Below are 20,094 nucleotides of genomic sequence, written 5' to 3' on the forward strand. Positions count from 1 at the left end.
GCGCTGGGCCTTATCTGCGCTGGCGCAGGAGCTCCTGCTTGATGTCCCACAGCTTCTGGCTAAGGTCGACATAATACTTATGGGGGTTCTCGAACCGCTTCACCTCGTCCCACAGGGTATCCACCTGCTCCGCGCAGTATTTCTGAATTTCCTGGAGGGAGGGCTGCTGGTAGACCAGCTGGCCGCCCTTGAACACCTGTACCTGAAGGGGCCGGGCCTCGAAATTCGTGTAGGTCTTGCGCTTCCAGGTAGCGCGGGGGTCGAACAGCTCCAGCGGCTGCGTCTCATCCACCGTCTCGTCCCAGACGGCGATATAATCCGCTTCGGCCTTGCCGGTAGCCTTATCGAAAATGCGGTAGGTCTTTTTGAAGTGGGGATTCGTGATCTTGTCCACGTTCTCGCTGACCTTGATCTTGGGAATGATGTTGCCCTGGGCATCCTCCACGGCGGCCAGCTTGTACACGCCGCCGAACACCGGCTGGCTGCTGGCGGTGATCATCCGCTCGCCGACGCCGAACATGTCGATCTTGGCGCCCTGCTGCAGCAGGTCCCGGATGATGTACTCGTCCAGCGAGTTAGACGCGGAAATCTGGCACTCGGTCCAACCCGCGTCGTCCAGCATCTTCCGGGCCTCCCGGGAGAGGTAGGCGATGTCACCGGAGTCCAGACGGATGCCGCACTTGGTGATACCCAGGGGCTTCAGCACCTCGTTGAAGGCCCGGATGGCGTCGGGCACGCCGGATTTCAGGACGTTATAAGTATCCACCAGGAGCGTTGCGTTGGTGGGATAGATCTGGCAGTAGGTCTTAAAGGCCTCGTACTGGCTGTCAAACATCTGGACCCAGGAGTGGGCCATGGTGCCGCCGGCGGGGACGCCGTAGAGCTGGTCGGAGATGGTGCAGGCCGTGCCCTTGCAGCCGCCGATATAGGCCGCCCGGGCGCCGGAGATGGCGCCGTCGGTGCCCTGGGCCCGGCGGGATCCGAATTCCAGCACCGTCCGCCCCTGAGCCGCCCGGCAGATGCGGTTGGCTTTGGTGGCGATCAGGCTCTGGTGGTTCACCGTCAGCAGTGTGAACGTCTCAATGAGCTGGGCCTCGATAGCCTTGGCCCGGACCGTTACCACCGGCTCCCGGGGGAAAATGGGTGTGCCCTCCGGGATAGCCCAAATATCGCCGGAAAAATGGAAATTCCGGAGATAGTTCAAAAACTCCTCAGAAAACAGATTCTTACTCCGCAGGTACGCAATATCCTCCTCATCAAAATGGAGGTTTTCTATGTAATCAATGAGCTGGCTGAGGCCCGCGCAGACGGCAAAGCCGCCCTTGTCCGGGACGTCCCGGAAGAATACATCAAAATATGTGATCCGGTCCTGATAGCCCGCCTGAAAATACCCATTGCCCATGGTCAGCTCGTAAAAGTCGCAGAGCATGGTCATATTCAGTTTCTTTTCCGTATCCATAACTACACCTCGGTATCATGTTGGGCAAGTGTCTTGTCACCTGGCTTGATTATAAGCATTATAAGCGGCTTTGCCCGGAAAAGCAATCGTTTTTCAAAAAACGCGTCAAATATTTGTCAATTCTGATTGACAAGGCGGCTCCCCTCCCCTATGATGAGGGAGAATCAAAGCGCCCCGGCGCTTTTCAAAGTGAGGGATCATCACATGGATGTGATTTTGGGTATTGACATCGGCGGCTCCACCACGAAAATCGTGGGGCTCCGGACCGACGGGAGCATCGTCTCTATGCTGCGGGTGCGGGCGGATGACCAGGTGACCAGCCTGTACGGTGCCCTGGGCAACTATCTCACCAGCAACGGACTGACCCTGACAGATGTGCGGCGGATCGTCCTCACCGGCGTCGGCGCGAGCTACGTGGAGGGCGACATTTACGGCCTGCCCACCTGCAAGGTGGACGAGTTCTCCGCCAGCGGCACCGGGGCGCTGGCGCTCTCCGGCCAGGACAAGGCCGTGGTGGTCACTATGGGCACCGGCACCGCTTTCATGTGGGCGGAAAAGGACGGCACCGTGCGGCACCTGTGCGGCAGCGGCATCGGCGGCGGCACCTTGGGCGGCCTGTGCCGCAAGCTGGTGGGCATGGAGCGGTTCGGCCAGATCAAAAAGCTGGCCGCCGGCGGCGATTTGGGCCAGGTGGACCTGACCATTGCCGACATTACCTGCCACCCCGCTCCCACGCTGGACCCCACCCTCACCGCCGCCAACTTCGGCAATCTGGCGGAGGACGCCTCCCCCGCTGACCTGGCCGCCGGGGCGGTGAATCTGGTGCTCCAGGCCATCGGCACCATGACGGTGCTGGCCTGCCAGTGCTGCGATACCCGGACTGTGGTGCTGACCGGGTCCATGACCACCCTGGACCAGGTGCAGCCCAACTTTGAGAATTTTGAAAAGCTCTACGGCATCCACTACATCGTACCCGAAAACGCCACCTTCGCCACCGCCATCGGCGCGGGGCTGTGCAGCCTGAAGAAAAAGGCGGTGGAGTGATGGAAAACCGGGCGGGCGCCATGCAGGCCCTGTGGCCGGTCTACCATCCCGATCTTCCTGCCTTTCTGCGGGAGCTGGCCGAAACGCCGGAAATGCGGCGGCTGCGAAACGTGGGCATGAACTGCGGCTGCGAATACACGGACTTCCCCCGGTTCCGAAAGCTGGCGCCCTATTCCCGCTTCGACCACAGCGTGGGCGTAGGGCTCATCGTGTGGCACTTTACCAAAAGCCCCGCCCAGGCAGCGGCGGGGCTGCTCCATGACATCGCCACCCCGGTCTTTGCCCATGTGGTGGATTTCCTCAACGGGGACCACCTGCGGCAGGAGTCCACGGAGGCTCGGACAGCGGAGCTGATCGACCGCTCCCCTGAAATCCGGCGTATTTTACAGCGGGAGGGGTTGACGGTCTCTCAAGTAGCGGACTACCACGACTACCCCATCGCCGACAACGACACGCCCTGGCTGTCGGCGGACCGGTTGGAATACTCTCTTGGGAACCTGTGGAACTACGGTCTGATCTCTTTTGAGAAGGCCCGGTCTTATTACGCGGACCTGACCGTCGCGGAAAATGAGGATGGCCAGCCGGAGCTGGCTTTCCGCACGCCGGAGACAGCGGCCGGTTTCGCCATGGACGCCCTGGGCACCGCCCGCATCTATGTGGCGGACGAGGACCGCTTCTCCATGGAGGTGCTGGCCCGGCTGCTGCGGCTGGCGCTGGAGCGGAACGTCATCGGCCCGGAGGACCTGTACGGCACGGAGCCCCAGGTCATCCGCAGGCTGGAAGCGGACGCGGTCTGCGGTCCGCTGTGGCGGCGTTACCGGGGATACACAAACATCGAATCCCGGCCCAGCCGCCCCGCGGAAGGCCAGTGGCTCCAGATACCTGCCAAGCTGCGCTGCATCGACCCGCTGGCGGTGGGAATGGGGCGGGTTTCCCAGTGGGCGCCCCAATTCCGGCAGTCTCTGGAGGAATTTCGTGAGACCAGCTTTGACAGCTGGCTGGGGCCTGTATGATACCAACTCATATAAAAACGCCCGGTGCGCAGGCACCGGGCGTTTCCTATTCTCGGGGAATTATTCCTCGCCGTCCTCGGGTTCCTCGTCCAGGCTGGTCAGGTCGAACTCCAGCTTCTCGCCGCAGTTGGGGCAGATGACCTCGCCGTCTTCTAGGATGGACTCGTCAAAGTAGATGGTCTCCTCGCAGGTGGGGCAGGTGGTGGCGTAGCACTCCTCATCCTCGTCCAGCTCGTCTTCCTCGTACTCGTCGTCCTCGTCGTCCCAGTCCTCGAACACGATGTCTTCCACATCCTCCAGGTCATCGCTGACGGCGTCCAGGCCGTCGGCCAGCTCCGCCTGCTCGTCCTGGATGTCCTCCAGCTCCAGAGCAATGTCCTCCAGCACATCGATGATAGCGGCGAGCAGCTTGCCCTCCTTCTTCTCGGTGTCCAGCTCCATGCCCTCGGCCAGGCCCTTCAGATAGGCGACCTTCTCAGAGATTTCCATAGCGGTTGCTCCTTTCTTGATAAAAAATGTTGTAGTTCCCTTTCCAAGGGGGAAGAAAGGGGGGACGGAAGTCCCCCCTTTATGTCTTACTCCTTCACGCGGCCCAGGTACTCGCCGGTACGGGTGTCGATCTGGATCTTCTCGCCCTCGTTGATGAACAGGGGCACCTTGATCTGCGCGCCGGTCTCCAGGACGGCGTTCTTGGTGACGTTAGTGGCGGTATCGCCCTTCACGCCGGGCTCGGTCTCAGTGACCTCCAGCTCTACGAAGTTGGGGACTTCCACGGTGAACACGCTGCCCTTGTAGCTGACCAGGGTGCACATGGTGTTCTCCTTGACGAACTGGAAGGCGTCGCCCAGCACGTCCTTGTTCAGCGGGGTCATGTCGAAGGTCTCCGGGTCCATGAAATAGTACAGGTCGCCGTCGTTGTAGCTGTACTCGGCGTTCTTGCGCTCCACAGCGCCCTGCTCGAACTTGGCGGTGGGGTTGAAGGACTCCTCACGGATGGTTCCGGTGATGACGTTCTTGTACTTGGTGCGGACGAACGCGGCGCCCTTGCCGGGCTTCACGTGCTGGAAGTCCACGACCACCATGGGCTTCCCTTCCATCTCGAAAATCATACCCTTCCGGAAATCGCCGGCAGTAATGGTAGGCATAGTTTTTCCTCCTCACAAATCTACGAGAAAACGACCTGCGGGAGGGCATTTTCTCTGTATTCTATATCTAGTAAAATTACCGATGATATTTTACCGTATGTTGCCCATGATTGCAAGTATTTTTCCACGACTTCCCCGTTTTTTTCATCCAATTTTCTCCGCATGGCGGCGGCTGGCCGCTTTGAACGGCGCTTGCAGGGCGTGGAGCACTTTCTGCCAGGCGGTGACCGGGCCTCCCACCGGCTCCACCATCAGCGCCAGGACCCCGGCCCGGTTGGCGGCCAGCATATCCGTCAGCAGCTTGTCGCCCAGCATGGCGGTGTGGGCCGCGTCCACCCCCGCCCGCTCCATGGCGGCGTACAGGCCCCGGGGACTGGGTTTCCGGGCGTGGCCCTGATACGGTACGCCCAGGTCCGCGCAGAACTCCGTCACCCGCCTGCCGGAGCGGTTATTAGACACGATCATAAAGCCGATGCCGTGAGCCGCCAGATCCGCGATCCAGTCCCGGAGGGGCTGATCCGGCCGGGGCGTCTTTTTCGCGGCCAGAGTGAAATCCAGGTCGCTGAGCAGCAAGGTGATCCCCTGCTCCGTGAGGTAATCCGGGGTGATGTCGGCGTAACAGCCGAACACGCGGTGGGGTACGAGAGAAAACGGCATAGGCGGCTCCTTCTGTGCATAATGTATTGTGTCCATCATAACAGATTTCGTGGGGCAATACAAGGGGGCGTGAGATGTGCAGCTCTATCTGGCCGTAACGCCGGGCGAGGCCCGGGAGGCTGCCCAATACGGCCGGACACTGGCCCATGTGGCCTACCGCATCGGCCCCGGCTCCACCCTGCTGCGGCAAAGCCTGCCGCTCCAGACCCGGGGCGGGCTGCTGTCCGTCAGTGACCGGGAGGCGCCGATGATCGGCGACCCGGACGCCCTGTGCGCGGCGGTGCAGCGGGAGTGCGGGCGGTGGGGCTACACCGGCGCGGTGCTGGACTTCGAGGAGCCCATCCGCCGGGACCGGCTGGCCTTTGCCCAGCGGCTGGGGCCGGCGCTGGCCTCCGCGCGGCGAACGCTGTATCTGCCGGAGCGTTACGCCCAGAACGCGGGTGACGGCACCGTCATCCTGATCTGCACCGCCATTTCAGGCGGAAGCCTGAACCAGCGGCTGCAGGATGCCGCCGAAGCCCACGGCGGCGCGGGACGTCTGGCGCTGGACGTCCAGCGGCTGCGAATGGATTTCCGCCTGCCCGCCCGCTCCGGCGAGGGGGAACCGCTGGACGAAGAACGGTTCCGCAAGCTGATGGAGCGGGAGTCGCCGTCGGTGTTCTTCTCCCAGGAGCTGTGCGCCCGGTATTTCACCTACACCCGGGGCGGCGAGTTCCACTTTGTGCTGTTCGACGACGCGGAGACGCTGAACCAAAAGCTGAAGCTGGGCGCGTCCATGGGATTTTCCGCAGCGTTTCTCATGTGGCCGGAGGTCAGGGACATCATGGGCAAGCTGGGGAAGCAATAAAAAAGTGCTGTGCCTGTCGGCACAGCACTTTTTCAGCATCAATAATAACGCTTCTTGTTCTTGCGAGCGGCCTCAGACTTCTTGCGGCGCTTCACGCTGGGGCTCTCATAATGCTCTCTCTTACGGACCTCGGCGATGACGCCCGCCTTGGCGCAGGAACGCTTAAAACGCTTCAGTGCGCTGTCGATGGACTCGCCGTCCTTCACATGAATTTCAGACATCTATATTTCCCTCCCTCCGAGGTATCCGGCTCAATCCAGGATACTTTAAGGGCCATAATCTATGGCGTTAACAAAGCTATTATACGGACCTTCGGAGGAATTGTCAAGGATTTTTCCACAAAATTTGTTTGAGATGCCTTTTTCCGCGATTTACTGGGGCTTTACGATCAGGTTGACCAGACGGTTCTTCACCAGAATGGTCTTGACGATCTTCATACCGCCCCACAAAATCTACCGATTTTGCGGGAACCCCGCATTTGACTCAAATGGGCGGGCAAAGCCCGCCCATTTCAAGGTTTTTGCCAACGGCAAAAACACTTGCACGCGCCACTCGGCGCGGATATTACTGAGGCTTTACGATCAGATTGACCAGACGGTTCTTCACCAGAATGGTCTTGACGATCTTCATACCCTCGGTGGCCTTCTGGACCTTGTCAACAGACATGGCGGCATCCACAACAGCCTTTTCCTCGCTGTCGGCGGGCATGGTGATGGTGCCCTTCAGCTTGCCGTTGACCTGGACGGCCATGTTCACGGTGCTGGCCACGGTCTTGCTCTCGTCGTACGCGGGCCACTCCGCCTGGCAGCACATCTTGCCGGTCTGGGCGGCAAAGGCCAGCATCTCCCACAGCTCCTCGGTGATGTGGGGAGCGAAGGGATTCAGCAGCAGGATCAGATACTTCATGTCGCCGCGGGTGACGCCGTTGGCGCTCATCTCGTTCACCATGGTCATCATGGCGGCGATGGCGGTGTTCATCTTCAGGTTGTCGATGTCATCGGTGACCTTCTTGATGGTCTTGTGGATGATGGGCTCGTTGGCAGGGGTCACGTCATAGCTCTCAGCAGCGCCCTCCGCCAGGTTCCACACGCGGTCCAGGAACCGCTTGGAGCCCTTGACCGCCTCGGTGGACCAGGTGGCAGCCTGCTCGAAGTCGCCCACGAACATGATATACAGGCGCATGGTGTCCGCGCCGTACTGCTCCACGATGTCGTTGGGGTTCACCACGTTGCCACGGGACTTGGACATCTTTTCGCCGCCCTCGCCCAGGATCATGCCGTGGCTGGTGCGCTTGGCGTAGGGCTCCTTGGTGGGCACCACGCCGATGTCATACAGGAACTTGTGCCAGAACCGGCTGTACAGCAGGTGCAGGGTGGTGTGCTCCATGCCGCCGTTGTACCAGTCCACGGGAGACCAGTAATCCAGCGCCTCCTTGCTGGCCAGGGCCTTGTCGTTGTGGGGGTCCATATACCGCAGGAAATACCAGGAGGAACCGGCCCACTGGGGCATGGTGTCCGTCTCACGCTGGGCAGGGCCGCCGCACTGGGGGCAGGTGGTGTTGACCCAGTCGGTCATCTTGGCAAGGGGAGATTCGCCGGTATCGGTGACTTCGTAGCTCTCCACCTCGGGCAGCAACAGGGGCAGCTGGTCCTCAGGCAGGGGCACCCAGCCGCACTTGGGGCAGTTCACCAGGGGGATAGGCTCGCCCCAGTAGCGCTGGCGGCTGAACACCCAGTCCCGGAGCTTGAAGTTGGTCTTGGGATGGCCAATGCCCTGCTCCGTGACCCACTTCTTCATGGTGGGGATGGCCTCCTTCACGGTCAGGCCGTCCAGGAAGCCGGAGTTCACCATGATGCCGGTGTCGTCCTTCAGGGTGAAGGCTTCCTTGGTGATGTCGCCGCCCTTGACCACCTCGATGATGGGCAGGCCGAACTTGGTGGCGAACTCCCAGTCGCGCTGGTCGTGACCGGGCACGCCCATGACGATGCCGGTTCCGTAGCCCATCAGGACGTAGTCGGAGACGAACAGGGGCACCTGCTTGCCGCTGGCGGGGTTGATGGCCTCGATGCCGTCCAGCCGGACGCCGGTCTTTTCCTTGTTCAGCTCGCCGCGCTCAAAGTCGGACTTGTGGGCGGCCTCGTCCCGGTAAGCGGCGACCTCATCCCAGTTCTTGATCTGGTCCTTCCACTTGTCCAGGAAGGGATGCTCAGGGGAGATGACCATGTAGGTCACGCCGAACAGGGTGTCGCAGCGGGTGGTGTAGACCGTCAGCTTGTCGCCGTTGGTGGCGGTGAAGTCCACCTCGGTACCCTCGCTGCGGCCGATCCAGTTCTTCTGCTGGATCTTGACGCGGTTGATGAAGTCCACGTCGTCCAGGTCGTCGATCAGGCGGTCGGCGTACTTGGTGATGGCCAGCATCCACTGGCTCTTCTCCTTGCGGATGACCTCGCCGCCGCAGCGCTCGCAGACGCCGTCCACGACCTCCTCGTTGGCCAGGACGATCTTGCAGCTGGTGCACCAGTTCACGGGCATGGAGGCTTTGTAGGCCAGGCCCTTCTTGAACATCTGCAGGAAGATCCACTGGGTCCACTTGTAGTAGCTGGGATCGGTGGTGTTGACTTCCCGGTCCCAGTCAAAGGAGTAGCCCAGCATGTGGAGCTGCTTGCGGAAGTTCTCGATGTTGTCGTGAGTCACCTTGGCGGGATGGATATGGTGCTGCACGGCGTAGTTCTCCGTAGGCAGGCCGAAGGCGTCATAGCCGATGGGGAACAGGACGTTGTAGCCCTGCATCCGCTTCTTGCGGCAGATGATGTCCATGGCGGTAAAAGGCCGGGCATGGCCCACATGGAGGCCCTGGCCGGAGGGATAGGGGAACTCGATCAGGCCGAAGAACTTCTCCCGGGTGGTGTCCCCGGTGACGGCGGTGAAGGGCTTTTCCTCCAGCCACTTCTGCTGCCACTTTTTCTCAATGGCGGTAAAATCGTACTTCATATTTTTCTCCCTTTCGGATGTGATTTGCAAATTTGAAACGCCCCTGACCATCTTCGGTCAGGGGCGTTGAAAACGCGGTACCACCCTGCTTCAGCCGTCCACTGGACAGCCCTTGGGGGCCTGTAACGGGGCCAGCCGTTCCGCCCTACTCACGGTTCAGGCGAAAGACTCCGGGACCAGTATACCGCAGGCTCCCCCACCGGCTCACACCAGCCGCCGGCTCTCTTTGGGCGGGACGCTCGGGCTTTCTTCCCTTCAAAGTCGCTAACGCGTCTATTTTATGAGGGTTTCGGGTGTTTGTCAAGAAAAATGCGGAAAATCTTCTTTCTTTTTGCCGGGTATCACATATTCTCCGGGATAACGGTGCCGTCAGGGGCGTACCAGGTAACGCTGTCCGCCAAGGTCTCCGCCAGCCAGGTGTCAAAAGCCTCCTTGGTCACTTCTTCACCGCCCAGCTCATACTCGCCGCCGGTGGCCCATTCCTCCCGGTGGCTCAGCTCCTGCTGTTCAAACACGCCGCCCCGGAAAGACATCCGGTAATACCAACTGCTGCCGGCCCCGCCGGAGCCGAGATAAACGCCGTTTTGCCGGAGATCCTCAAACCACCGGATGGGAAACTCGACAGCATAAAAAGTCTCACCCTCCTGGTGGAAGATCAGGTAATACCACCCCAACTCATCGAAAAGCATCACCAGCTCCGGGACGCCGTCCCCGTCCGTGTCCCGGACAGCCAGTCTGTTCAGGACCAACTCCTCCGGCGCTTCGCCGTTCCACGCCCATCTCGCTTTGTGGAACTCCGCCAGGGTCACAGTCCCCAGCTCCCGAACACCTTCGCTGGTCTTGTGGTAAGGTGCGTCCTCCGCCAGCTCCACGCCGTTGATCCAATGAAACACAGCGTCCTCCTCCAGCACCGGGAGATAGCGGGAGAGTCCCTCCCATTCCTCCGGGGTCATGGTGTCCCGAAGGGCGGAAAAGTCCACGGAAGCCAGGAGTCCCGCACCGCTCTCCTCAGAGGTCGTGGGGGCCTCCTCTCCCTTTCCGTCCGCCGGAGCGGGCGCTTGTTCCGTACGGGCGCCGCAGGCCGTCAGGAAAAGAGCCGCCAGAAGCACGGCGGTCCAAATTCGTTTTCCCATAAAAATCCACCCCTATACTGTTTTGCCAACAGTATAGGGGCCGGAAAATGTTATGTCTACTGCTTTTCAGTTGCAAACCGATGACAAAAAGTTACAGGCAGTCCCTCAGTCCTTGGTCAGCACTTCGCTCAGATCCATAGGCTTGCCGTCGTGCCATAACCGCTCCAGGGAGTAGAATTCCCGGGCCTCGGCGGAGAACACGTGGACCACTACGCAGCCGTAGTCCAGCAGGACCCAGGTGCCGTCCCGGTAGCCCTCCCGGCGGAGGGGATTCTCCCCGGCCTGCTCCTCCATAGCCTTTTCCACGGCGCCGCACAGGGCGTTGATCTGGGTGTTGGAGGTACCGGTGGCGATGACGAAGTAGTCCGCCAGCGTGGTCTGCTCCGTCACCTCGATGGCGGCGATCTCCTTGCCCTTCTTCTCATCAAGGGCTTTGGCGGCAATGATGGCTAATTCTTTCGGTGTCATATATTACGTCCTTTCTTCGTTGCTTCACGCCGCCGGAGGCGGCTCGATGATGGAAAATCCGGGGTCCTGGGGCTCGGAAGGCTGGGGGGCCTCAGGGTCTGTCTGCTCCGCGGGAGGCTGAACCGGCTCCGCGGGGTCCGGGTCAGGAGTCGGGTCGGTGGTCTCCGCAGGAGGCTGTTCCGGCTCCACGACAACGATACCGCCGCTGTTGGGGCTGTCAGGGTCCGTGGAAGCGGCAGGGTCCTCGCCGTCGATCACAGGTTCATCGGTGGTGGGCTCCTCCGGCTGCGTCGATGTGCTGTACAGGAGCTGAGGCGGCTGCGCCGCCCGGCTGTCCTCCACGTGGCCCGTAGTGGAGCTGATGGAGCCGTCCTTATTGATGGACATGATGTCCAGGTCGCTGATGGTAAACACTTCCTTGAAGGGGCTGAGATGGGTGTTCACCAGCTCCAGCAGCTCGTCGGCGTAGGGGGTCACATAGGACTGCCAGTTGTTTCTGCCGATCTCCTTGCTGACCGAATAGCTGTACGCGGAGGCGCTGTAATTGCCGGGCATGGTGACGAAGTTCACATTCTCCGCATTCAAACCGCCGAGAATGGCCTTCTGCGCGAACCAGAGGATGTTGCTGAAGGACATATCCGTCTCCACGTTGTCCTGGAACACCTTGACGAACTGGTTGATCTTGGTGACGTTTTTCACCTGGAGCAGCTGCTCCACCACCGCTTTCAAAAAGGCCTGCTGGGTGGCGATGCGGCCGATGTCGCCGTCGGGATAGCCCAGGGTCTTGCCGTTTACCGTATTGTCGTGCCGGTAACGGATGACGCCCATGGCCTGTTCACCGTTCAAAAGCTGATAGCCCTTGTTGATGTGGATGTGGAGGTCCTGGGTGGGGTCATCGTAGTTCATGTTCCGGGGCACGTCAAAGTACACGCCGCCCATGGCGTCCACGATCTCGCCCACGGCGTCCCATTCCACCACCACCTGGTAGTCCGGCTCAAAGCCCACCAGCTGGGCGACCTCCTTGTAGACCGCCTGGATGCCCTTCTCGCCTCCGCCATACATATTGTATACGGAGTTGATCTTCTTGATGTCCCAGGAGACGTTCACCATGGTGTCCCGGGGAATGGACATGACCGTGGCCTTCTGATTGGTCACATCATAGCTTGCCAGGAGCATAGTGTCCGTATTCCCGCCGCCGCCGGTATCCCGGCCCAGGATGAGGACGGTGTAGTAGTCCTCGCTCTTGCGCTCGCCGTCGGCCCGGGGAGGCGTGCCCTCGCCGTAGTCGATCTGTTCCTGCTCCTCTGCCTTGGAGGGTTTCTTCTCCAGGTCCGGGCGGACGAACAAACTCTGGCAGGCCACCACAGCCACCAGTGCCACAGCCAGCACAATGGCCACCGCCAGCAGTACCTTCTGCTGCCGGGTCAGCCGGCTGGGCTTTTTCGGTTTCTTCTCCTTTTGATGCGTCCCGCCCGCAAGACGCTTTCCAGTCTCTTTCTGCATGGTTCTTTTTATCCTTTCAGCCAGTCCCGCGCCTCAACGGTGGCGCGGTGCACGGGGTTCCCCATCGCTGTCATTTCCTCAATGGTCATTTCCAGGCCCAGCAGCAGGCCCTTGTCCAGATCCTCATAACACACTTTGCGCAGAGTATCCACACCGGGGAAATCCCGGGAGGGTTCGATGTAATCCGCCAGATAGATGATCTTCTCCAGCTTCGTCATATGGGCGTGTCCGGTGGTGTGGTACCAGATGGCGGAATAGATGTCATCATCCACGCCGAACACATCTCTTGCAATGGCGGCGCCGGTCTTGGAGTGGAGCAGCTTTAACGCTTTTTGCTCCAATTCATCCAATTCGATGCCGTACTGTTCACACAGGGCAAGCTGGGCCGGCATGTCCAGCTTCTTCGTGCAGTCGTGGAGCAGCGCCGCCGCGCGGGCCTTCTCCACATCCGCGCCGTACCGCTCCGCCAGGCGGATGGCCTCCTGCTCCGTACCCAGCACATGGGGAATGCGCTTGTGCTTGAGATAGCTCAGTGCCACCGGGCGGAGCTGGGACAACGGCAGGTGCTTCAGGTCGGCATTCGTATTGTACAGGCCCTCCCGCAGGATGTAGCCGTACACCGCCGGAGCCAGCAGGTTCGCCCCCTGACCCTTCGCCAGTTTTTCCCGCAGCTCCGTGGACGAGACGTCGATGACCCCGGGAAGCGTCAGGGTGAAAATGCGGGCCTGGGGATAAGTCCTGTAAAGATAGTCCCGCTGGGCGGAAAACAGCTCCTCGGTGTCCTCCTCCGTGCGGCCGAAGGCGGCCACGCCCGCCAGGGAGAGAATTTTCTCCGGCTCATGCCACGTCTGGAGGGTCAGAAACATATCGGTGCCCATCAGGAGCCACAGCTCGCTGTCCGGGTACTGCTCCCTGAGCTGGGCCAGGGTGTCGGAGGTAAAACTCCTGCCGCCCCGCTCCAGCTCGATGTCCAGGGTGCGGACCTTGTCGCCCAGCCCCAGCTGCTCCCCCGCCAGACGGGTCATCTCCAGCCGCTGAACGGCAGTGGGAGAGCCTGCGGGCAGTTCCTTGTGGGGCGGCAATCCCGCGGGGATCAGCAGCAATAAGTCCAGGTTCAGCAGCTCAAACACGGACCGGGCCGCCGTCAGGTGGCCCAGGTGGGGCGGGTTGAACGTGCCGCCGTAAACGCCGATCTTCATGGGTTCGCCTTCTTTTTGGAGGGCTTCACCAGCTGGATGCGCTTCTCCTTCGGCTTGCTGTGGCTCTCCCGGTACAGGACGAATTTCGTGCCGATGACCTGCACCACCTCGCTGCGGGTGGCCTTCGCCAGTTCCTCCGCCGCGATACGGGCGTCATATTCAATGTTGTTGTCCAAAACGCGGCCCTTGATGAGTTCCCGGGCCTCCAGAGCGTCGTCGGCCTGCTTGATGAGGTTCTCACCGATGCCGTCCTTGCCGATCTGCAAAATGGTGTCGATGCTGTTGGCCAAGGCCCGCAGCTGGGCGCGCTGTTTGCTTGTCAGTTCCATATTGTTCTCCAATCTATGATGATAGACGCTTATTTTCCCAAATAAGTTTCCAGCTTTTCCGCAAAACTTTTCAGGGCCTTGCCCCGGTGGGAGATGGTGCTCTTCTCCTCCGCTGTCAGCTGACCGAAGGTCTTGGCCTTCTCCGGCACAAAGAACACCGGGTCGTAGCCAAAGCCGCCCTTCCCCATGGGGGCAAAGGCGATGGAGCCGTCGCAGCGGCCCTCGGCGGTCAGGGTGTCTCCATTGGGGAAGGCGCAGGCAATGGAGCAGGTGAAGTGGGCCGCCCGTGTGGTCTGGCCCCGCATGTTGTTCAGCAGAAGCGTGTAGCGGCCTTTATCGTCCAGGCCCTCGCCGCCGTAGCGGGCGGAGTACACGCCGGGGCCGCCGTTCAGAGCGTCCACGCACAGGCCGGAATCGTCGGCGATGGCGGGGAGCTTCGCCGCGGCGCAGATGGCCTTCGCTTTCAGCATGGCGTTCTCCGCGAAGGTCGTGCCGGTCTCCTCCACATCCACGGTGATCCCCAGGTCCCCGGGGCTGACGACCTCCACGCCGAAGCGGGCTAGGATGTCGCTCATCTCTTTCAGTTTGCCCGGATTATGGGTGGCAAGCACAAATTTTTCGCTCATCAGAATTTTCCTCCCAGCACTTGCTTTTGGATGGCCAGCAGTTCGCGGTTTCCCTTGGCGCACAGGCGGACCAGCTCCTGCTGCTCCGCCAGGGTGAAAGCCCGGCCCTCGCCGGTGCCCTGAAGTTCGATGATCTCTCCCTGCTCATTCATCACGCAGTTCAGATCCACCTGAGCATGGCTGTCCTCGCTGTACTGCAAATCCAGCATGGCCTGCTCCCCCACGATGCCGGCGGAGACGCCGGTGACATAGTGGCGGATGGGGCTGGAGCCCAGCACGCCTCCCTCCACCAGCTTCCGGCAGGCCAGCGTCAGGGCAATGAATCCGCCGGTGACGGAGGCCGTCCGGGTGCCGCCGTCGCCCTGGAGCACGTCACAGTCGATGGTGATGGTGTGCTCACCCAGCTTCGTCATGTCCACGGCGGCCCGGAGGGAGCGGCCCACCAGCCGCTGAATTTCGGCGCTGCGGGGGGACAGCTTCAATTTGGAGACGTCCCGCTTGCTCCGCTCCCGGTTGGCCCGGGGCAGCATGGAGTACTCGGCGGTGACCCAGCCCTCCCCCTCGGGGACGTGGGGCGGGGTGCGGTCCTCCACGCTGGCACAGCAGAGGACCTTGGTGTCGCCGCACTCGATGAGGCAGCTGCCCTCCGCGAATTTCACGAAATCGGTGGTGATCTTAATGGGGCGCAGCTCGTCCAGCGCCCGGCCGTCTTGTCTGGTCATGGTATGTTCCTCTTTTCAATTTCCCCGCGGGGCGGGCTGGTGGCCGCGGCATCGGGGCTGTTTATGGCGGGGAGCCCGCTCCCCTCCCAGGGTTCAGATGATAGCCTCCACGTAGGAGCGGGCGTCAAAGGGGCGCAGGTCGTCGATGCCCTCGCCCACGCCGGCAAACTTCACGGGTACGCCCAGCTCCCGGGCGATGGCGATGACGATGCCGCCCTTGGCGGTGCCGTCCAGCTTCGTCAGAACGATGCCGGTGAGACCCGCCGTCTCCTTGAACGTCCGGGCCTGGATAAGGCCGTTCTGTCCGGTGGTGGCGTCCAGCACCAGCAGCGTCTCCCGGGCCGCGCCGGGGCACTCCCGGTCGATGATCTTGGAGAGCTTCGCCAGCTCCGCCATCAGGTTAGCCTTGTTGTGGAGCCGTCCGGCGGTGTCGCACAGCACCACGTCCACGCCCCGCGCCTTGGCGGCCTGAAGGGCGTCGAACAGCACCGCGCCGGGGTCGGCGCCCTCATGCTGGCGGACGATCTCGCAGCCCGCCCGCTCCGACCAGATCTGGAGCTGGTCGGCAGCGGCGGCACGGAAGGTATCCGCCGCGCAGAACAGGACCCGCTTGCCCTCGTTTTTCAGCTGATTGCCCAGCTTGCCGATGGAGGTGGTCTTGCCCACGCCGTTGACGCCGATGAACAGCACCACACTGGGCTGGGTAGACGTATCCAGGGCGGTGTCGCCCACATTCATCATCTCCACCAGGATGTCCCGCAGGGCGGCCTTGACCTCCTCCTGGTCGCGGAGTTTCTCCTTGCGGACGCGTTGGCGCAGCTTCTCCACCGCCTCCAGGGCGGTGTCCATGCCCAGGTCCGCCAGGATCAGGGTCTCCTCCAGCTCCTCAAAGAACGCCTCGTCCGCCTCGGTGAAGCCGGAGAACAGGTTGGTGGTGATTTTTTTCAGTTTGTCAAAAAAGCCCATAACGTTCGTCCTTTTACTTGATTTTTAGCTCTTTCGCCATGTCGTTCAGATTGATGGTCAAAATCTTACTGACCCCCTGCTCCTGCATGGTGACGCCGTAGAGGACGTCGGCCTCCTCCATGGTGCCCCGGCGGTGGGTGATGACGATGAACTGCGTCTTCCCCGCCAGCGTCCGCATGTACCGGGCCACCCGGATGACGTTGGGCTCGTCCAGAGCGGCCTCGATCTCGTCCATGACGCAGAAGGGCGTGGGATGGACCTTCAAAATGGCGAAGTACAGTGCGATAGCTACGAACGCCTTCTCACCGCCGGACAGCAGAGAGATGGTCTTGAGGGTCTTTCCCGGCGGCTGGGCCTTGATCTCGATGCCGCAGCCCAGAATGTCGTTCTCGTCCTCCAGCTCCAGACGGGCGGTACCGCCGCCGAAGAGGTCGGTGAAAGTGGTCTGGAAACTCTCGTTGATGAGCTTGAACTGTTCCGCGAAGATGACCGTCATCTGGCTGGTGATGTCCTCGATGATGCCGCCCAGCTCCTCCTTGGCTTTCTCCACGTCGTTGCGCTGGTCGGTCAGGTAGGTATAGCGGCCGTTGACCCGGTCGAACTCCTCGATGGCGCCAATGTTGATGGCGCCCAGAGAATTGATCTCCCGCTTCAGCTCACCGATGCGGCGGCTGGCCTTGGGGATGCTCTCCAGCTCGATGCGCTGTGCCTGGGCGTCGGTGTGGCTGAGCTCGTAGGTCTCCCACAGGCGGTCCAGGATCTGCTTTTCCTCCATGGCACCGGTGGCCTTCTTCTGCTCCAGCTTGCTGACTACCCGCTCCAGGTCCAGCAGGTTTTCGTTCATCTCCTGGCTCTGTTTGTTCTTGGCGGTGCGCTCCGCCTCCAGGGCGATTTTTTCATCATTCAGGGCCTTCAAACGGTCCCGGAAGGTCTGGCCTTGGCCCGCCAGCCGCTCCAGTGCCTCCCGGCACTGGGCAATTTCACGCTGGGCTTCATCAATGTTCTTCTGGTAACCGCGGACAGCCTCCTCTTTCTGGCTCCGGTCTCCCGCCAGCTCCCGCGCCAGCTGGCGCAGGTCGGCGGCACGGTGGACGGTGCCCTCCCGCTCGGCAGTCAGGGCCGCCAAATCGGATTTCTTCCCGGTGATCTCCTCCGTCAGGGCACCGGACTGGGCCAGCAGCTCGGACTGGCCGGAGAGGGCTTCCTCCGCCTGGGCCCGCAGGCTCTCCGCCAGGGCCTCCTGCTCCGCCACAGCCTTTTCAGCGGCGGCGGCACGCCGGGCATTGTCGCTCAGGCGGCCGTTCAGACTCTCCAGCTCGCCCTCCAGGTTTTCCAGGCTCTCCTCCAGGGAGCGCAGCAGAATGTCAAAGTGATTCTTGGCCCCCTCCAGCCGCAGGACTTCGTCCTCGGCCTGGCGGCGCTGGCCCTCGGCGGTCTCCAGCTCATACTGGGCGGCGGCCAGTTCCCGGTTCGCCGCCTCTTCGTTCTTCTGGGCGGCGGCCAGCTTTTCATGCATGGCGGCGGCGCGGCCGTTCAGCTTCTCCAGCTCGGCGGCGCGGCTCAGAACGCCGGCGCTGCGGCTGGTGGAGCCGCCGGTCATGGAACCGCCGCGGTTGATGACCTGGCCGTCCAGCGTCACGATGCGGAAGGCATTTTTGTACTTCCGGGCCATGGCGATGCCGCAGTCCATGTCCTCCACGATGACCGTCCGGCCCAGGAGGTTCTGGAAGATATTCGTATACTTGGCGTCGAAGGTCACCAGCCGGGAGGCCAGCCCCACGAAGCCAAACTCATTCTCCACCCCGCTCTGGCGCAGCTCGTCGCCCCGGATGGCGGTCAGCGGCAGGAAGGTGGCGCGGCCCCCGTCCCGCTGCTTCAAAAAGTTGATGGCGGCCTTGGCGTCTTCCTCCCGGTCCACCACGATGTTCTGCAGTCCGCCGCCCAGGGCGATCTCGATGGCCAGGGAATAGCGGCTGTCGGTCTTCATCAGGTTCGCCACGGGGCCGTGGATGCCCCGCAGACTGTTCTGGGCCTGGCACACCAGCTTGACGGCCTTGGAAAAGCCCTCGTACTCCTTCTCCATCTCCGTCAGTAGGCGGATGCGGTTGTCCAGCGCGCCGACGTCCATGGTCAGTTTGACCCGCTCTTCGCCGGCGGCGGCGGCTTTCTTCTTCCGCTCCTCCATCCGCAGGCTGTGGCCCGCGATGATGTTGGCAACGGCGGTTGCCTCGTCCCGGGCGTCCTCCAGAGCGCGGCGGTTGGCTTTCGCCTCTTTGCGGGATTCCTCAAGTTTGGCTTCGGCGTCCGCCTTGTCCCGCTCCACGGCCTCTTTCCGCTCCCGGATCTGGCCGTTTTCCGCTGCGATGGCGGCAGCTTCAGCGCGGGCATCCGCAGCGGCGGCCACGGCCATGGCCTCCCGGCCCCGGAGGGCCTCCGCCTCGGACTGCTGGCCCCCCGCCTCCTCGGCGGCAGTCCGTGCCTGCTCCAGCAAAGCGTCCAGGGCGGTGTTCAGCTCTTCGATCTCCTTGTCGATTTCCGCGACACGGGCTTCCTGCTCCGCCGCCTGCTTTTCAAGGCCTTGGTTGCGGCTGTCCGTCTCCGCCAGCTCCGTCTGGGCACGGCGGATATTCTCTTCGTTATGGGCAATAGTGCTCTCCAGCACCGCCGCGGCGGACTCCTGCTCCTTCACCTGGCTGTCCAGCTCGGCGGCTTCGGCACGGATGCGCTCGGCCTCCATGTCCTTTTCCCGCATTCTCTCGCCGAACTGCTCGCCCTCAGCATAGAGGGCGTCCAGGGCGGCGCGGGCTTCGTTTCGCTGGGCTTCCGCGGCCCGGAGGTCCGATTCCAGCTTCCGGGCATTTGCTTTCAGGTCATCCAGGTTGCTCAGCCACACGGAGATCTCCAAAAGGCGCAGCTCGTCCCGAAGGACCAGGTACTTCTTCGCCTTCTCCGCCTGGTCCTTCAAGGGGCCGACCTGCAGCTCCAGCTCGGCGATCTTGTCGTTGATGCGGACCAGATTCTCCTCCGTGCGCTCCAGCTTCCGCTCCGCCTCCTCTTTCCGATGGCGGAATTTGGAGATGCCGGCGGCTTCCTCGAAAATCTCCCGGCGCTCGCCGCTCTTGGCGGACAGGATCTCGTCGATCTTGCCCTGGCCGATGATGGAATAACCCTCACGGCCCATGCCGGTATCCATGAACAGCTCCGTCACGTCTTTCAGGCGGACGGACTGGCGGTTGATGTAATATTCGCTCTCGCCGCTGCGGTAATAGCGGCGGGTGACGGATACCTCGCTCTCCTCCATGGCGGGGAAGATGTGCTCCGTGTTGTCGATGACCAGCGTCACCTGGGCAAAACCCACCTGGGCCCGCTTTTCCGTGCCGCCGAAAATGACGTCCTCCATCTTGGCGCCCCGGAGGCCCTTGGCGCTCTGCTCGCCCATGACCCAGCGGATGGCGTCCGAAATGTTGGACTTGCCGGAGCCGTTGGGGCCCACGATGGCGGTGATGTCCTCGCCAAAATTCAGGACCGTCTTATCCGGAAAGGACTTGAAGCCCTGGATCTCCAATGCTTTTAAATACACACGCTCACCTCTCGGAAATCAACATACTATAATTAGAATAATATATCAGAGAAATGCCTGGTTTTCAAGGCCAAATTCCGGCGGGAGCGTGATACTCAAAACAGATCTCGACATTTGATCTCCCATGTGTTATTCTTTTGATAGAATAACGGACGGAGGAACAAGTTATGCGGAAAAAGGAGCTGCGGACTGTGGCCGCCTTTCATACCACCGCCGCCGCCATGTCCGCCGAGCGGCTGTGCCGGCAGGAGGGTCTGGAGGGCCGTCTCATCCCCGTGCCCCGGAGCGTCACCTCAGACTGCGGCATCGCCTGGAGCGCTCCCGCCGAGCTGCGGGACACCCTGGAGCGGCGGTTCCGGGAGGCCGGGCTGGAGGTAGCCGGGATCTATCTGCTTTCCGTATGAGCCGCTGT

Annotated in this window: 19 protein-coding genes and 1 other annotated feature; of the genes, 4 read left to right on the forward strand and 15 right to left on the reverse strand. The window is 61.8% G+C overall.

Annotated features, from left to right (window positions below):
• Positions 1 to 10: 10 nt before the first annotated feature.
• On the reverse strand, positions 11 to 1,459 hold the full coding sequence (locus tag JQM68_RS06070; RefSeq protein ID WP_235222100.1) for a nicotinate phosphoribosyltransferase: 1,449 nt from the start codon (positions 1,457 to 1,459) through the stop codon (positions 11 to 13).
• Between the two features lie 204 nt (positions 1,460 to 1,663).
• Between JQM68_RS06070 and JQM68_RS06075 the strand changes: the two genes are divergently transcribed.
• On the forward strand, positions 1,664 to 2,503 hold the full coding sequence (locus tag JQM68_RS06075; protein ID WP_235222101.1) for an acetate and sugar kinases/Hsc70/actin family protein: 840 nt from the start codon (positions 1,664 to 1,666) through the stop codon (positions 2,501 to 2,503).
• Complete coding sequence (locus JQM68_RS06080) at positions 2,503 to 3,516, forward strand: HD domain-containing protein (RefSeq protein ID WP_235222102.1); 1,014 nt, start codon at positions 2,503 to 2,505, stop codon at positions 3,514 to 3,516. Before JQM68_RS06075 ends, JQM68_RS06080 begins: the two co-directional genes overlap by 1 nt.
• 60 nt (positions 3,517 to 3,576) lie before the next feature.
• On the opposite strand, the gene JQM68_RS06085 is transcribed toward JQM68_RS06080, so the two are convergent.
• The 3 genes from JQM68_RS06085 to JQM68_RS06095 form a co-directional block, all read right to left on the reverse strand.
• The gene (locus tag JQM68_RS06085; protein ID WP_235222103.1) at positions 3,577 to 4,005 is read right to left on the reverse strand and encodes a CD1247 N-terminal domain-containing protein; all 429 of its coding nucleotides are present in this window, start codon (positions 4,003 to 4,005) and stop codon (positions 3,577 to 3,579) included.
• Positions 4,006 to 4,091: 86 nt separating this feature from the next.
• On the reverse strand, positions 4,092 to 4,661 hold the full coding sequence (gene efp, locus JQM68_RS06090) for an elongation factor P (RefSeq protein WP_235222104.1): 570 nt from the start codon (positions 4,659 to 4,661) through the stop codon (positions 4,092 to 4,094).
• A gap of 144 nt (positions 4,662 to 4,805) precedes the next feature.
• On the reverse strand, positions 4,806 to 5,318 hold the full coding sequence (locus tag JQM68_RS06095; RefSeq protein ID WP_235222105.1) for a YqeG family HAD IIIA-type phosphatase: 513 nt from the start codon (positions 5,316 to 5,318) through the stop codon (positions 4,806 to 4,808).
• 76 nt (positions 5,319 to 5,394) lie between these two features.
• Between JQM68_RS06095 and JQM68_RS06100 the strand changes: the two genes are divergently transcribed.
• Positions 5,395 to 6,165 carry a hypothetical protein gene (locus JQM68_RS06100; RefSeq protein ID WP_235222106.1) on the forward strand — a complete coding sequence of 257 codons (771 nt, stop codon included), beginning with the start codon at positions 5,395 to 5,397 and terminating at the stop codon, positions 6,163 to 6,165.
• A 38-nt stretch (positions 6,166 to 6,203) separates the two neighbouring features.
• Here the strand turns inward: JQM68_RS06100 and rpsU are convergent, their stop codons facing one another.
• The 11 genes from rpsU to smc all read right to left on the reverse strand — a co-directional run bounded on the left by rpsU (position 6,204) and on the right by smc (position 19,682).
• Positions 6,204 to 6,386 (reverse strand): 30S ribosomal protein S21, encoded by a 183-nt coding sequence (gene rpsU, locus JQM68_RS06105; RefSeq protein WP_021750944.1) that lies wholly within the window; start codon positions 6,384 to 6,386, stop codon positions 6,204 to 6,206.
• 343 nt (positions 6,387 to 6,729) lie between these two features.
• On the reverse strand, positions 6,730 to 9,156 hold the full coding sequence (leuS, locus tag JQM68_RS06110; RefSeq protein WP_235222107.1) for a leucine--tRNA ligase: 2,427 nt from the start codon (positions 9,154 to 9,156) through the stop codon (positions 6,730 to 6,732).
• Positions 9,157 to 9,212: 56 nt separating this feature from the next.
• Positions 9,213 to 9,424: a binding site (T-box leader), on the reverse strand.
• A 73-nt stretch (positions 9,425 to 9,497) separates the two neighbouring features.
• Positions 9,498 to 10,289 (reverse strand): hypothetical protein, encoded by a 792-nt coding sequence (locus JQM68_RS06115; protein ID WP_235222108.1) that lies wholly within the window; start codon positions 10,287 to 10,289, stop codon positions 9,498 to 9,500.
• A gap of 105 nt (positions 10,290 to 10,394) precedes the next feature.
• Positions 10,395 to 10,757, reverse strand: coding sequence for a ribosome silencing factor (gene rsfS / locus JQM68_RS06120; RefSeq protein ID WP_235222109.1), 363 nt, complete (start codon positions 10,755 to 10,757; stop codon positions 10,395 to 10,397).
• A gap of 24 nt (positions 10,758 to 10,781) precedes the next feature.
• The gene (locus JQM68_RS06125) at positions 10,782 to 12,260 is read right to left on the reverse strand and encodes an LCP family glycopolymer transferase (protein WP_235222110.1); all 1,479 of its coding nucleotides are present in this window, start codon (positions 12,258 to 12,260) and stop codon (positions 10,782 to 10,784) included.
• 8 nt (positions 12,261 to 12,268) lie between these two features.
• Positions 12,269 to 13,459: a bis(5'-nucleosyl)-tetraphosphatase (symmetrical) YqeK gene (yqeK, locus tag JQM68_RS06130; RefSeq protein ID WP_235222111.1), complete on the reverse strand. Its 1,191-nt coding sequence runs from the start codon at positions 13,457 to 13,459 to the stop codon at positions 12,269 to 12,271.
• Positions 13,456 to 13,788 carry a ribosome assembly RNA-binding protein YhbY gene (yhbY, locus tag JQM68_RS06135; protein WP_235222112.1) on the reverse strand — a complete coding sequence of 111 codons (333 nt, stop codon included), beginning with the start codon at positions 13,786 to 13,788 and terminating at the stop codon, positions 13,456 to 13,458. Before yhbY ends, yqeK begins: the two co-directional genes overlap by 4 nt.
• A gap of 29 nt (positions 13,789 to 13,817) precedes the next feature.
• Entirely contained in the window at positions 13,818 to 14,414 is a 597-nt protein-coding gene (locus tag JQM68_RS06140) for an XTP/dITP diphosphatase (protein ID WP_235222113.1), read from the reverse strand.
• A complete protein-coding gene (gene rph, locus JQM68_RS06145) occupies positions 14,414 to 15,136 on the reverse strand; it encodes a ribonuclease PH (RefSeq protein WP_235222114.1) in 723 nt (240 codons plus the stop codon). The genes JQM68_RS06140 and rph overlap by 1 nt, the downstream gene beginning before the upstream one ends.
• Before the next feature lie 93 nt (positions 15,137 to 15,229).
• Positions 15,230 to 16,102 (reverse strand): signal recognition particle-docking protein FtsY, encoded by an 873-nt coding sequence (gene ftsY, locus JQM68_RS06150; protein ID WP_235222115.1) that lies wholly within the window; start codon positions 16,100 to 16,102, stop codon positions 15,230 to 15,232.
• Positions 16,103 to 16,115: 13 nt separating this feature from the next.
• On the reverse strand, positions 16,116 to 19,682 hold the full coding sequence (gene smc, locus JQM68_RS06155) for a chromosome segregation protein SMC (protein WP_235222116.1): 3,567 nt from the start codon (positions 19,680 to 19,682) through the stop codon (positions 16,116 to 16,118).
• A 167-nt stretch (positions 19,683 to 19,849) separates the two neighbouring features.
• On the opposite strand from smc, the gene JQM68_RS06160 reads away from it, so the two are divergent.
• Positions 19,850 to 20,086 (forward strand): DUF3343 domain-containing protein, encoded by a 237-nt coding sequence (locus tag JQM68_RS06160; protein ID WP_235222117.1) that lies wholly within the window; start codon positions 19,850 to 19,852, stop codon positions 20,084 to 20,086.
• Positions 20,087 to 20,094 lie beyond the last annotated feature (8 nt).

The sequence above is a fragment of the Oscillibacter valericigenes genome, from assembly GCF_021531435.1.
In the GTDB taxonomy this organism is placed as follows: domain Bacteria; phylum Bacillota; class Clostridia; order Oscillospirales; family Oscillospiraceae; genus Oscillibacter; species Oscillibacter valericigenes_B.